Source organism: Candidatus Methylomirabilota bacterium (assembly GCA_036005065.1).
Taxonomy (GTDB): Bacteria; Methylomirabilota; Methylomirabilia; order Rokubacteriales; family DASRDR01; genus DASYQW01.
Map to the genome: position 1 here is coordinate 1 of DASYQW010000227.1, position 13,795 is coordinate 13,795.

Annotated in this window: 11 protein-coding genes; all 11 read left to right on the top strand. The window is 69.7% G+C overall.

Annotated elements, in window-relative coordinates:
• Positions 1-290 precede the first annotated feature (290 nt).
• The 11 genes from VGW35_16810 (at position 291) to VGW35_16860 (ending at position 13,616) form a co-directional block, all read left to right on the top strand.
• Positions 291-1,316 carry a type III polyketide synthase gene (locus tag VGW35_16810; GenBank protein HEV8309321.1) on the top strand — a complete coding sequence of 342 codons (1,026 nt, stop codon included), beginning with the start codon at positions 291-293 and terminating at the stop codon, positions 1,314-1,316.
• Positions 1,317-1,345: 29 nt separating this feature from the next.
• Positions 1,346-2,041 (top strand): methyltransferase domain-containing protein, encoded by a 696-nt coding sequence (locus VGW35_16815; protein ID HEV8309322.1) that lies wholly within the window; start codon positions 1,346-1,348, stop codon positions 2,039-2,041.
• Positions 2,038-3,237: an FAD-dependent oxidoreductase gene (locus VGW35_16820; protein HEV8309323.1), complete on the top strand. Its 1,200-nt coding sequence runs from the start codon at positions 2,038-2,040 to the stop codon at positions 3,235-3,237. Before VGW35_16815 ends, VGW35_16820 begins: the two co-directional genes overlap by 4 nt.
• Before the next feature lie 115 nt (positions 3,238-3,352).
• Entirely contained in the window at positions 3,353-6,085 is a 2,733-nt protein-coding gene (gene ppdK / locus VGW35_16825; GenBank protein ID HEV8309324.1) for a pyruvate, phosphate dikinase, read from the top strand.
• Complete coding sequence (locus VGW35_16830; protein HEV8309325.1) at positions 6,075-6,971, top strand: dihydrodipicolinate synthase family protein; 897 nt, start codon at positions 6,075-6,077, stop codon at positions 6,969-6,971. Before ppdK ends, VGW35_16830 begins: the two co-directional genes overlap by 11 nt.
• Before the next feature lie 44 nt (positions 6,972-7,015).
• Positions 7,016-8,773, top strand: a complete 1,758-nt coding sequence (gene ilvB, locus VGW35_16835) for a biosynthetic-type acetolactate synthase large subunit (protein ID HEV8309326.1) — start codon at positions 7,016-7,018, stop codon at positions 8,771-8,773.
• Between the two features lie 50 nt (positions 8,774-8,823).
• Positions 8,824-9,447, top strand: coding sequence for an acetolactate synthase small subunit (ilvN, locus tag VGW35_16840; protein HEV8309327.1), 624 nt, complete (start codon positions 8,824-8,826; stop codon positions 9,445-9,447).
• Positions 9,448-9,467: 20 nt separating this feature from the next.
• Complete coding sequence (gene ilvC, locus VGW35_16845) at positions 9,468-10,472, top strand: ketol-acid reductoisomerase (GenBank protein ID HEV8309328.1); 1,005 nt, start codon at positions 9,468-9,470, stop codon at positions 10,470-10,472.
• 17 nt (positions 10,473-10,489) lie between these two features.
• Positions 10,490-11,206, top strand: a complete 717-nt coding sequence (locus VGW35_16850) for a phosphatidylserine decarboxylase family protein (GenBank protein HEV8309329.1) — start codon at positions 10,490-10,492, stop codon at positions 11,204-11,206.
• Positions 11,203-12,036 (top strand): CDP-diacylglycerol--serine O-phosphatidyltransferase, encoded by an 834-nt coding sequence (pssA, locus tag VGW35_16855; protein HEV8309330.1) that lies wholly within the window; start codon positions 11,203-11,205, stop codon positions 12,034-12,036. The genes VGW35_16850 and pssA overlap by 4 nt, the downstream gene beginning before the upstream one ends.
• Before the next feature lie 26 nt (positions 12,037-12,062).
• Positions 12,063-13,616, top strand: a complete 1,554-nt coding sequence (locus VGW35_16860) for a 2-isopropylmalate synthase (protein HEV8309331.1) — start codon at positions 12,063-12,065, stop codon at positions 13,614-13,616.
• Positions 13,617-13,795 lie beyond the last annotated feature (179 nt).

Here is a 13,795-nt window from a genome sequence, read left to right on the forward strand (position 1 = left end):
CTAGCCCGGGCCATCCTCCAGGAGGCCGCACTCTCCTTCCTGGGACTGGGGACCGGCTCCGTCCACCCCACCCGGGGGCAGGTGATCGCGCTCGGCCGCGACACCGTGACGGTGGCGTGATGGCTCCCCACGTTTGCCGGCCTGGCGATCGACCTCGTCGGGCATCGGCTGCGGGACGGCCTGGAACCTCAGGTAAGCTGAAGGGGTTACCCGGAAGAGGGATAGAGCCCACGGCGGAGCCGGTTTCGCCTCGACAGGAGAACGGTCTGGTCTACTCCATGGAGGCTCGAATGCGGACCCCACGGATTGCCGCGGTCGCGACCGCGACGCCCACTGAGCGCTTCACGCAGGACGAGGTGCTCGCGATCTTCGGATATGGCGATGAACGGCGTCGCAGCTTCTTCCACCACAGTGGGATCGACGGCCGGTACCTCTACGTAGACCGCGAGCGCGCCCGTCCTGCCGAGGACGTCGACGAGCTGAACGCGCGCTTCCAGGCGGGAGCCCTCGAGCTCGGGGAGGCGGCCGCCCGCCGCGTCCTGGCGGGTGCGGGGTGGGCGGCCGCCGACCTCGACTTCCTGGCCACGACGACGTGCACGGGCCGCCTGACCCCGAGCCTCGATGCCCACCTGGTGGCCCGGCTCGGCTGCCGGTCCGATGTCCAGCGCGTGCACGTCGGCGACACGGGCTGTGCCTCGGCGATGGTGGCGCTCCAGCAGGCGTGGAATCACCTCCAGGCCTTCCCGGGCCACCGGGCGCTGGTGATGGCGGTGGAGATCTGCTCGGCGACATACTTCCCCGACGACCGGCTCGAGAGCGCCGTCGCCCACGCGATCTTCGCCGACGGCGCCGGCGCGGTCGCCCTCGACACCGAGGCCGGCGGTCCCCGGATGCTGGCGCACCGGACGCTTTTCCGGCCGGAGCACTTGGACGCGATGGGATTCGAGTACCCGGGCGGCCGGGCCCGGGTGGTGCTCTCGAAGGACGTTCGGCGGATCGGGGCCACGATGCTCGGCGAGATGGCCGGGCTGCTGATGGGCGCCCAGGGACTCAAGCGCGAGGACATCCGCTACTGGGTCCTGCACTCCGCGGGCCGGCGGGTGCTCGATCGCGCGAGCCGGCTCCTCGACCTCACCGACGCGCAGATGGGGCACGCGCGCAACGTGCTCCGGCAGTTCGGCAACATGTCGTCGGCCACGATCCTCTTCGTCCTCGAGGAGACGCTGCGGACGGAGACGCCGGTCCCCGGAGAGTGGGGGCTGATGATCGGGCTCGGGCCGGGCTTCGCCGCCGAGGGCGCCCTCCTGAGCTGGTAGGCGAGCCGAAGGGCGAATCTGAAGGGCGGATGATGCAGCGGGCCGAGGGCGTTCTCGAGCATCTCGACCGGCCGGTGGCGTCCGCGGATCGGGACGCGTCGCTGGCGGACATCGATCGCCTCAACACGTGGTTCGGCGGCTACGCGCTCACGCTCGGCGCCATCCAGCGCGTGGCGTCGGGGGTGCCGGCCTGGCGGCGCCTCGTCGTCGTCGACGTCGGCGGGGGCCGCGGCGATTTCGCGCGCTGGCTGATCCGCCACGCGGGGCGCCTCGAGCGGAGGATCCACATCGTCGTCGTCGATCGCGATCCCGACTTCCTGGCCGCCGCCACGCGTCGCCCGCATCCCGATGTGTCGCTCGTCCGGGCCGACGCCACCGCGCTGCCGTTCCGCCAGGACGGCGCCGACGTCATCACCATGTCGCTCACCCTCCACCACCTGGAGCCCGATGCGGCCGTCACGAGCCTGGGCGAGATGCGCCGCGCCGCGCGGCTCGACGTCATCGTGAACGACCTCCTGCGCACGCGCCTGTCGCTCCTCCTCGTCTGGGTCGCGACCCGCCTGGTGGGCCGGCATCCCTTCTCCCGGCATGACGGCCCCCTGTCGGTGCGGCGCGCGTACTCGCCCGAGGAGCTGCGGACCCTGGCCGAGAAGGCGGGGATACACGCGGTGCGCGTCGAGCGGTATCCCTGGCTCGGCCGGCTGCTGGCCGTGATCGCGCCGTGACGCGCCCCGACGTCATCGTCGTCGGCGCCGGGCCTGCCGGCGCCGCCACCGCGATCTTCCTCGCCGAGCGCGGCCTCGGCGTGCTCGTCCTCGATCGCGCGACGTTCCCGCGCCCGAAGCTCTGCGGCGAGTACCTCAGTCCCGAAACGGCGCGCATCCTCGACCGGCTCGGCGCGCTGAAGGCGATCGACGCGGCCGGCGCCGCGCCGCTCCTCGGCATGCGGATCACGGCGCCCAACGGGACGGTGCTCCAGGGGCGCTACCGCGCGATCGGCGCCTGGCGACCGTACCGGGATCACGCCATGGCGCTCTCCCGCTCCGTGCTGGACGCGATCCTCGTCGACCGCCTGCGGGCACTGCCGGTGGAGCTTCGCGAAGGCGTCCGGGTGACCGATCTGGTGATCGAGGGTCGCCGGGTCACCGGCGTCGAGGTCGTCGACGATGCGGGCCGGCGCCGGACGATCGCCGCGCCGCTCGTGGTCGGCGCCGACGGTCGCGCGTCCCTGGTCGCCCACCGTCTCGGCTGTCGGCAGCGCCACCGGCTGCGCCGGATCGCGCTCGCGACGTACGTGACGGGGCTCGCCGATTGCCGCGACGTCGGCGAGATCTTCGTCGACCCGCCGGACTATGCGATCTTGAACCCGCTGGCGCCGGACCGCGTCAACTTGAGCCTGGTCGTCCCGCTGGAGGATGTCCGTCCCTGGCGTGGCCGGCTGGAGGCCTTCCTGGCGGCGCGAATCGAGCGGCTTCCGCACCTCGCGCGGCGGATCGCCGGCGCCGAGCGGGTGGCGCCGGTCGAGGCGATGGGCCCGCTGGCGTACCGGGTGGCGGCTCCACGCCACGGTGGGGTGGTGCTGGTGGGCGATGCCGCCGGCTTCTACGATCCGCTGACCGGGGAGGGGGTCTTCAGCGCGCTCCGGGGCGCCGAGCTGGCCGCGGCGACCGCGGCCCGGGCGGTCGGCCGCGGCGACGTCTCGCTCGCGGGGCTGGCGGAGTACCACCGGGCGCGCCGGTCGGTCTTCGCCGACAAGCAGCGATTCACCCAGGCGCTCCAGTTCGTCGTCCGTCACCGCCCGGTCGCCGACCTCACCGCTCGCCTGCTCGCGCGCCGCCCTGATCTGCTGGATCTGACGCTCGGCGTCGTCGGCGACTTCGTCCCGCCGCGGGCGCTCCTGTCCGGCCTCCTCGGCCGCTGAGCGCGCCCTGCCTCGTGAACACGCGTCGGAGCCTATTTCGCCTTGACAGAACGGCGGTTTAATTGTTAATCTGAAAGGACTTTTCCCAGCTCCAAGGCGGAGCCCCGGACACACGATGAGGAAGCTTGTCTATTTCTTTGGCGGCGGGCAGGCCGAAGGGTCGAGCCAGCTCCGCACTCTGCTCGGCGGCAAGGGCTGCGAACTGGCCGAGATGACGAACCTCGGCATCCGCGTCCCGCCCGGCTTCACGATCACCACCGAGGCCTGGGCGGAATACCTCCGCCAGGACCGGCGCGATCCCGAAGGCCTCTGGATCGAGGTCCAGGAGCACCTGGCGCGACTCGAGTCGCTCCTGGGGCTGCGCCTCGGCGATCCCGAGCATCCCCTCCTGGTCTCCGTGCGCTCGGGTGCTCGCGTATCCATGCCCGGGATGATGGAGACGGTCCTGAACCTCGGTCTCAACGACAAGACCGTGGAGGGGCTCGTCCAGCGCACCGGCAACGAGCGGTTCGCCTGGGACTGCTACCGGCGCTTCCTGGCGATGTTCGGCGACGTCGTGCTGGGGCTCGACCGCAAGGCGTTCGACGCGCTGCTCGACTCGGCCAAGGTCCGCACCCGGGCGCGGACCGACGCCGAGCTGACCGCCCCCGCGCTCCGCGGGCTCGTCTCCGCCTACAAGGGCCTCTACGAGGAGGCCGGGGAGCCCTTCCCCCAGGAGCCGAAGCTCCAGCTCAGCATGGCCGTCCACGCCGTCTTCGACTCGTGGTTCTCGAAGAAGGCCGAGGACTACCGGCGCATCCACGGGATCCCCAACGACTGGGGCACCGCGGTGACCGTGCAGACGATGGTGTTCGGGAACCTGGGCGAGACCTCGGGGACCGGCGTGGCCTTCACCCGGGACCCCTCGACCGGCGAGCGCCGGTTCTTCGGGGAGTTCCTGGTCAACGCGCAGGGCGAAGACGTGGTGGCCGGGGTCCGGACGCCCCAGCCCATCGCCGCGCTCCGTGATCGGATGCCCCAGGTGTACGCCGAGCTGGAAGGCACGTACCAGACGCTCGAGCGCCACTACCGGGACATGCTCGACATCGAGTTCACCGTGCAGGAGGGGACGCTCTACCTCCTCCAGACCCGCCCGGGGAAGCGGACGGCGGCCGCCGCCGTCCGGATCGCGGTCGAGATGGTGGAGGAGGGGCTCATCGATCGCGACAGGGCGTTACTCCGCGTGGATCCGGGGCAGCTCGATCGGCTGCTGCACCCGGTCTTCGACCCGAAAGCCAAGGCCCAGGCCATCGAGGAAGGGCGCCTCATCGCCAAGGGGTTACCCGCCGCCCCCGGTGCCGGTGTCGGGCGCGTGGTGTTCACCGCGGAAGACGCCGAAGAGCTGGCGGAGCGGGGGGAAAAGGCCATCCTGGTCCGGACCGAGACCTCGCCGGAGGACGTCGCCGGCATGTACGCCGCCGAGGGGATTCTCACGTCACGCGGGGGCCTGACCTCGCACGCCTCGGTGGTGGGGCGGGGCATGGGAAAGACGTGCGTCGTCGGCTGCGGGGCGATCACCGTGGACGAAGAGGCGATGGAGTTCCGGCGGGGTGACCTGCGCGTCCGACAGAACGACGTGATCTCGATCGACGGCGACACGGGCGAAGTGATCTTGCACGAGGTGGAAAAAAAGCCGTCGGAGATCGTGCAAGTCCTGATCGAAAAGAGCTTGACCGCCGACGGATCGGCGCTGTTCCAGTACTTCAACACCATCATGCAGTGGGCCGACGAGGGCCGGACGCTCGGCGTCCGGGCCAACGCCGACACGCCGGCCGACGCCGCGACCGCGCTGGCATTCGGCGCCCAGGGCATCGGGCTCTGCCGGACCGAGCACATGTTCTTCAAGCCCGAGCGCATCCCGATCGTCCAGGAGATGATCCTGGCCGGGGACCGCGAGGCGCGGCAGCAGGCGCTCGACAAGCTGCTCCCGATGCAGCGGGACGACTTCGTCGGGATCTTTCGGACCATGACCGGTCAGCCGGTCACCATCCGGCTCCTCGACCCTCCGCTCCACGAGTTCCTCCCGAAGGAGAAGGAGATCGGCAAGGACCTGGGCGCCGAGCGCGCCAAGCGGCGGAAGAACCGCAAGCGCATCGCCGAGCTGGAGATGGTCCTGGACAAGCTCCGGTCGCTCCAGGAAGCCAACCCGATGCTCGGGCACCGGGGATGCCGGCTGGGGATCACCTATCCCGAGATCTACGAGATGCAGGTCCGAGCGATCTTCGAGGCGGCCGCCATGCTCGCCAAGGAGGGCGTGGCGGTCGAACCCGAGGTGATGGTCCCGCTGACCGGGACGCTGGGGGAGATGCGCCTGACCAGGGAATTGGCCGAGCGGACCGCCGAAGCGGTCCTGTCGGAGGCCGACGTCCGGGTCGCCTACACCATCGGCACCATGATCGAGGTGCCACGGGCCGCGCTGGTCGCCGATCAGATCGCCCGGGAAGCGGTCTTCTTCTCTTTTGGGACGAACGACCTGACCCAGCTCACTTACGGCTACAGCCGGGACGACGTCGGGAAGTTCCTGCCCCTCTACCTGGACAAGGAGCTTCTCCCGCGCGACCCCTTCCGCGTCCTCGACCAGGAGGGGGTGGGCGAGCTGGTCAGAATCGGTATCGAGCGGGGACGGCGGACCCGGCCCGATCTCAAGGTCGGGATCTGCGGCGAGCATGGTGGCGAGCCGGCGTCGGTGGAGTTCTGCCACCGAGTCGGAATGACGTACGTGTCGTGCTCACCCTATCAGATTCCCACCGCCCGGCTGGCGGCCGCCCTGGCCCGCATCAAGGAGCGACGGCACGGCGATGGAGACTAGGGCGCTGAGCTTCGAGGGCGTGTATCCCCCGGTCCTGACTCCGTTCCGCGGCGACGAGGTGGCCTACGACAAGCTCGCCGCCAACCTGCAGCGGCTCCACCAGTACCCCCTGACCGGCTACGTGATGCTCGGGTCCACCGGCGAGTTCCCGCTGCTCTCCGAGAGCGAGAAGGAACGGGTGCTGGCCACCGCCCGCGAGGCGACCCCCCGCCCGCGGCTCGTCATCGCCGGGACCGGCGGCGAGTCCACGCCGGCGGCCATCCGGCTCTCCAGGCGGGCCGCCGACCTCGGCGCCGATGCCGTGCTCATCATCACCCCCAGCTACTACAAGGGCATGATGAAGCCTCCGGTGCTGATCCGGCACTACCGGGCGATCGCCGACGCCTGCCCGGTGCCGGTGTTCCTGTACAACTTCCCGGCCAACACGGGCATCAACCTGGAGCCGGACACGGTGGCCCGGCTCGCCGAGCATCCCAACATCCGCGGCATCAAGGACAGCTCCGGGAACGTTCCCCAGGCCGCCGAGACCATGCGGCTCACGCCGAAGACGTTCCAGGTCGTGGTGGGATCGCCCCTCGCGTTCCTGCCGGCGCTGGTGCTGGGGGCGGCCGGCGGCATCCTGGCGGTGGCCAACGTGGCGCCGCACGAGTGCTGCGAGATCTGGCGTCTCGCCCAGGCCGGCCAGTGGACGGACGCGCGGGAGATCGTGTACCGTATCAGCCCGCTGGCCACGGGCATCGGGGCGCGCTACGGGATCGGCGGGCTCAAGGCCGCGCTGGACCTCCTCGGCTATTATGGCGGGCCGACCCGGGGCCCGCTCCCGGTGCCGGACGGGGACGCGGTCGAAGAAATCAAGGAAATTCTGGCGACGGCAGGGCTCTTGTAGGGCCGCATCATCAACTCGCAGGCGGATGGATCAGGAGACGGTCGATGAAACTCTCAGGCGCACGGATTGTCCTCGAGTCGCTCAAGCGTGAAGGCGTAGACGTGGTGTTCGGCCTCCCCGGTGGGGCCGTGCTGCCGATCTACGACGCGCTCTACGACTTTCCCGGACCCCTGCGCCACGTCCTGGTCCGCCAGGAGGCCGCGGCCGGGCACGCCGCGGAGGGTTACGCGCGCGTCTCAGGCAAGGTCGGCGTGTGCATGGTGACCTCGGGGCCGGCGGCGACGAATCTGGTCACCGCGCTTCAGGACGCCTACATGGACTCCATGCCGATCGTCGCCTTCACCGGGCAGGTGCCGACCCACCTGATCGGCAACGACGCGTTTCAGGAGGCCGACAACGTCGGGATCACCCGGCCGTGCACCAAGCACAACTTCCTGGTGAAGGACCCCAAGGACATCGCGCCCACGATCAAGGAAGCCTTCTACATCGCCTCCACCGGCCGGCCGGGGCCCGTCCACGTCGACCTGCCCAAGGACATCCTGATCAAGCAGGCGGACTTCGACTACCCCGAGACCGTCCACCTCCGCTCCTACAACCCGACGTACGAGGGCCACCCCGGCCAGATCCGCAAGGCCGCCAAGGCGATCATGCGGGCCCGGCGGGCCGTCCTGTACGTCGGCGGCGGCGTGATCGCCTCCGACGCCGCTGCCGAGCTCATGGAGCTGGCCCAGCTCACGCGCATCCCGGTCACCACCACGGTCATGGCGATGGGCGCGTTCCCATCCGATCACCCGCTGTCGATGGGGATGCTCGGGATGCACGGCGGCTACGCGCCCAACATGGCGGTCTACAACTCGGATCTCCTGATCGCGGTGGGGGCTCGCTTCGACGACCGGGTCACCGGCAAGGTGGAGTTCTTCGCACCGCAGGCCGAGATCATCCACATCGACATCGACCCCTCGTCGATCTCCAAGAACATCAAGGTGCACATCCCGATCGTGGGGGATGCCCGCCGGGTGCTGGCCAAGCTCAAGGGATTCCTGCTCGAGGAGGGCGCGGGCGACCCACCGGCCGCCACCCGGGAGGCGCGCGACTCGTGGCTCCGCCAGGTCCTCCAGTGGCAGACGAAGCACCCCTTCCGGTACGACTGGGACGACGAGTTGATCAAGCCCCAGTACGTGATCGAGGAAGTCTCGAACCTCACGCGGGGGGAGGCCATCATCGTCACCGGGGTCGGGCAGCACCAGATGTGGGCCGCCCAGCACTACCGCTTCCGGCATCCGCGCCACTGGCTCACCTCGGGCGGCCTCGGCACCATGGGGTACGGCCTGCCGGCCGCCATGGGCGCCCAGGTCGGACGGCCCGATCGGCTGGTGGTCCTGATCGACGGGGACGGCAGCTTCGTCATGAACTCGCAGGAGCTGGCGACGATCGTGGAGAACCAGTTGCCGATCAAGACCGTGATCATCAACAACGGCGGTCACGGCATGGTGCGCCAGTGGCAGGACGTCATTTACGGGGGCCGCTTCTGCTCGATCGACCTCTCGGCCAGCCCGGACTTCGTGAAGCTGGCCGAGGCTTACGGGGCGGTGGGGATCCGCGCCATCAAGCCGAACGAAGTCGTGCCGGCGCTCGAAAAGGCGTTCGCCACGCCGGGCCCCGTGGTGGTGGACGTGATGGTCGACAAGGACGAGTACTGCTTCCCGATGGTGCCGGCCGGCGGGGCCAACAAGGACATGCTCCTCGAAAAGCCGAACAAGGAAGTGAAGGCCAAGGCCGCCAAGTCGCAAACCGGCTTTTAGACTCGGAGGGGGGCTCCGCCCCCCTTCCGACGGAAGGAAGGAACGGACGCGTGCAGAACGGGCAAGGGGCGAGGAAGCACACGATCGCGGTCCTGGTCGAGAACAAGTTCGGGGTGCTGTCCCGGGTGGCCGGGCTCTTCAGCGCCCGCGGCTACAACATCGAGTCCCTGTCGGTGGGGGAGACGCTGGACCCGACCGTGTCACGCATGACCCTGGTGGTCCGGGGGGACGAGTTCGTCATCGAGCAGGTCGTCAAGCAGCTTCACAAGCTGGTCGACGTGATCAAGGTGATCGACCTGACGAAGGAGAACCACGTCGAGCGGGAGCTGGTGCTGATGCGGGTGAACGCGGAGCCCCAGCACCGGACGGAGATCCTGCGGACGGCGGACATCTTCCGGGCCAAGGTGGTGGACGTCACGCCGACGACCTTCACCCTGGAGGTGACCGGCGACGAGTCGAAGCTGGACGCCATCATCGAGCTGCTCCGGCCGGTGGGCATCCAGGAGCTCGTGCGGACGGGGAAGGTGGCGATCGCCCGTGGCTCGAAGACGGCGCGGCGCCGCCCCGAGGAGCGGCTGGGCAAGGGGCCGGACGCCGAACGGCGGCGCCGGGAGCTCACGAATCAACTGGACGAGCAGAGCCGCGACCCGCGCGTCGTGGGCTTCGCCGATTAGCCGAGGGAGGAGTCGGGGGCATGCCGGCCAAGATCTACTACGACCAGGACGCGGATCTCTCGCTGCTGAAGGGGAAGAAGGTGGCCGTCATCGGCTACGGAAGCCAGGGCCACGCCCATGCGCTGAACCTCAAGGACTCGGGACAGGACGTCGTGGTCGGGCTCTACAAAGGCTCGCGGAGCTGGGCCAAGGCCGAGAAGGACGGACTCCGGGTGGCGACCGTGGCCGAGGCCGCCCAGCTGGGCGACGTCGTCATGATCCTGCTTCCTGACCAGGCCCACCGGGCCACGTTCGAGGAGTCGATCCGGGGCGCCCTGACCAGGGGCAAGACCCTCATGGTCGCCCACGGCTTCTCGATTCACTTCAACCAGGTGGTGCCGCCGCCCGACGTGGACGTCTCCATGATCGCCCCCAAGGCGCCGGGACACGTCATGCGGGATCTCTTCACCCAGGGTCCGGGGGTGCCGGCCCTGCTGGCGGTCCAGCAAGACGTCTCGGGCAAAGCCCGCGACACCGCCCTGGCGTACGCCAGGGGGGTCGGCTGCACGCGGGCGGGCGTGATCGAGACGACCTTCAAGGAAGAGACGGAGACCGACCTCTTCGGCGAGCAGACCGTGCTCTGCGGGGGGATCTCGGCGCTCATCAAGGCGGGCTTCGAGGCGCTGGTGGAGGCGGGGTATCAGCCGGAAGTCGCCTACTTCGAGTGCATGCACGAGATGAAGCTCATCGTGGATCTCTTCTATCAGGGCGGCCTCGCCTACATGCGCTACTCGGTGTCCGATACCGCCGAGTACGGCGACTACACGCGCGGCCCGCGCATCGTGAGCGACGCGACCCGGGCCGAGATGCGCAAGATCCTGCGCGAGATCCAGTCCGGCCAGTTCGCCCGCGAGTGGGTGCTGGAAAACCAGGCCAACCGCGCCGGCTTCCTGGCCATGCGTCGGGTCGAGGCCGATCACCCGATCGAGGAGGTCGGCAAGCGGCTCCGTGGGATGATGAGCTGGATCAAGCCACCGCGGATGTAGGAGGCGCGTAGAGCTGGATGAGCAGGGCTGAGCGGAACGTCGAGGCGGCACCGGCCGCCGGGCCGGTGGCCGCGGGCGCTTCGGGCGCCCGGTCCCCACGACGACGCCTGGTGCCGATCGCCTCCGAGGGGTGGCCGTTCATCCTGGTCCCGCTGGTGGTGGCGCTCAGCCTGGCCTGGCTCGGATGGGTCAAGGTCGGGTTGCTCCCGTTCCTGGTGGCGGCCTTCATGGCGTACTTCTTCCGCGACCCCGAGCGGACGGCGCCGGCGATGGCGGGAGCGGTCCTGGCGCCGGCCGACGGGCGAGTCGTGAGCGTGGAGAGGAACGTCACCGACCCGTTCGTCGGGCCGGCCATCCAGGTCTCGATCTTCCTGTCGCCGCTCGACGTGCACGTGAACCGGGCCGCCATCGGGGGGCAGGTGGTGAGCGTCGAGCATCGGCCGGGAGAGTTCGTGCCGGCCTACAAGCCCGAGGCCTCGGCGCGGAACGAGCAGACCTCGCTGGCCGTCGAGGGCGAGCGGGGCCGGGTGGTGATGCGGCAGGTCGCCGGGGTCCTGGCGCGACGGATCGTCTGCCGCGTCCGGCCCGGGGAGATGCTGCAGGCGGGAGAACGATTCGGGATGATCAAGTTCGGGTCGCGGATGGACGTGCTGATGCCGGCGGCGGCGCGCGTGACCGCGCGCGTCGGTGACCGGGTGCGAGCCGGGGAATCGGTTCTGGGGGTGTTTCCATGAAGCGGCGGGCGGGTTCACTCAGGCGGCGGCGCTGGTCAGAGCTGCGCGAGCGGCGGCGGCAGACGGTCTTTCTCCTGCCCGGTCTCCTGACCACCGGCAACCTGCTGGGCGGGTTCTACGCGATCGTGCTCACCTTCGAGCAGAGCTATCAGTGGGCGGCCGTCGCGCTGTTCGGCGCCATGGTCATGGACATCCTAGACGGCAAGGTGGCCCGGCTGACCCGGACGACCACCCAGTTCGGCCTCGAGTACGACTCGCTGGCCGACGTGGTCTCGTTCGGGGTGGCGCCGGCCGTGCTCCTCTACTCCTGGGCGCTGGCCCAGCTCGGCCAATTCAGCGCGGGGGCCGGACGTATCGGCGCCGGGGCGGCCTTCCTCTACCTGCTCTGCGCGGCTCTGCGGCTGGCGCGGTTCAACGTCCTCACCGGGGTGACCGACCGCCGCTATTTCATCGGGCTCCCCAGTCCGGGCGGCGCCGCCGTGGTGGCCTCCATGGTCCTCTTCTTCGGGCCCGTGACGTTCAGCCGGGCGGAGCTCTTCGCCCTGGCCTGCGCCACGTACTTGCTGGCGTTTCTGATGATCTCGAACATCCGGTACTACTCGTTCAAGCAGCTCGACTTCGCCAAGCGCCACCCCTTTGGGGTGCTGCTGGTGGCGGCGCTCGGAATCCTCATCGTCATCGCCTTTCGCGAGACGTTCCCGTTCGTGGCGTTCGGCGTCTACGCGCTGTCGGGCCCGGTACGGCGGCTGCTCCTCCGCAAGCGCGAGCCGGCGCCGCCGCGGGTGCTGCGGGAGACGCCCCCGGCGCCCGGCCCGGACCATCCGGCGTGACCATCACGACCAGAGGAGATTCGGCAATGGCGGAAGATCGCGTCATCATCTTCGACACCACGCTTCGTGACGGCGAGCAGTCCCCGGGGTTCTCGATGAACGTCGTCGAAAAGCTCGAGATGGCCCGGCAACTGGCGCGGCTGAACGTGGACGTCATCGAGGCGGGGTTCCCGATCTCCTCGGAGGAGGACTTCGAAGCGGTCCGGGAGGTGGCCAAGACCGTCGGGCAGCTCGACAGCCCGCCCAGCATCTGCGGCCTCTCGCGGGTGGGCCTGGGCGACATCGACCGGTGCTGGGAGGCGGTCAAGTACGCCAGGAAACCCCGCATCCACACCTTCGTGGCCACCTCCGACATTCACCTGAAGTACAAACTCCGCAAGTCGCGGGCCGAGGTGCTGAAGGCCTCCATCGAGGCGGTCCGGCACGCCCGCGGCTACTGCGAGGACGTCGAGTTCTCGCCGGAGGACGCCTCCCGCTCGGACTTCGACTACATGTGCGAGGTGCTGGAGGCCGTGATCGACGCCGGCGCCCGGACCATCAACATCCCGGACACCGTCGGCTACGCCATGCCGGAAGAATGGGCGGACCGGATCGGCCGCATCCGGGAGCGGGTCAAGAACAGCCAGCGGGCCACCCTGTCCGTGCATTGCCACAACGACCTCGGCCAGGCGGTGGCCAACTCCCTGATGGCGATCCAGCGCGGCGCCCGCCAGGTGGAGTGCACCATCAACGGCATCGGCGAGCGGGCCGGCAACGCGTCTCTCGAGGAGATCGTGATGGCGCTGCGGACCCGCAAGGACTTCTTCAACGCCGACACCGGGGTCCGGACCGAGGAGATCTACCGGACGTCGAGGCTCCTCTCTCACATCACCGGCATCCACGTCCAGCCCAACAAGGCCATCGTGGGCGAGAATGCCTTCGCCCACGAGGCGGGCATTCACCAGGACGGCGTGCTCAAGGAGAAGCTCACCTACGAGATCATGCGCCCGCAGGACATCGGGCGGCCGTCGAACAAGCTCGTCCTCGGCAAGCACTCGGGGCGCCACGCCTTCAAGATCCGCCTCCGGGACCTCGGGGTCGACCTCGACGGGCCGGAGCTCGACAAGGCGTTCAGGCGGTTCAAGGATCTGGCCGACAAGAAGAAGGAGGTCTACGACGAGGACCTCCTGGCGATCGTCAACGAGGAGATGGCCCAGATCCCGGAGACCTACGGCCTCGACTACCTCCACTTCATGTCGGGGACCGGACTCATTCCCTCGGCGACGGTCCGGCTCCGGCGCGAGGACCAGATGTTCCAGGACTCGGGAACCGGGGACGGCCCGGTGGAAGCGGTCTACGCCGCCATCGATGCGATCACCGGCATCAAGGGCCGGCTGCTCGATTACAACCTGCGCGCGGTGACCCAGGGACGCGACGCGATGGGCGAGGTGACGGTCAAGGTCGACGTTGACGGGACGGTCGTGGTCGGCAAGGGCTCCTCCACCGACGTCATCGAGGCCAGCGCCCGCGCCTACCTGAACGCGGTCAATCGGCTGGTGCGGCCGGTGGCGAAGCCGCAGGTGACCGAGGTCGGGCCCTAGGTCTGGGAGGGGGCCTCGACGGCCCCCTCCCACACCCGCCCCCGGGGAAGGTTGCGGCGGCGAAGCCGCCGCTCGGAGCGGACCACCATGAGCCCGGCGGTGCGGCGACACTGCGCCGCGGTTAATCCGCCAGGGCCAATTGGGGAAGAACGGGTCGAGGGCGATGCTGGGTTGCGAGG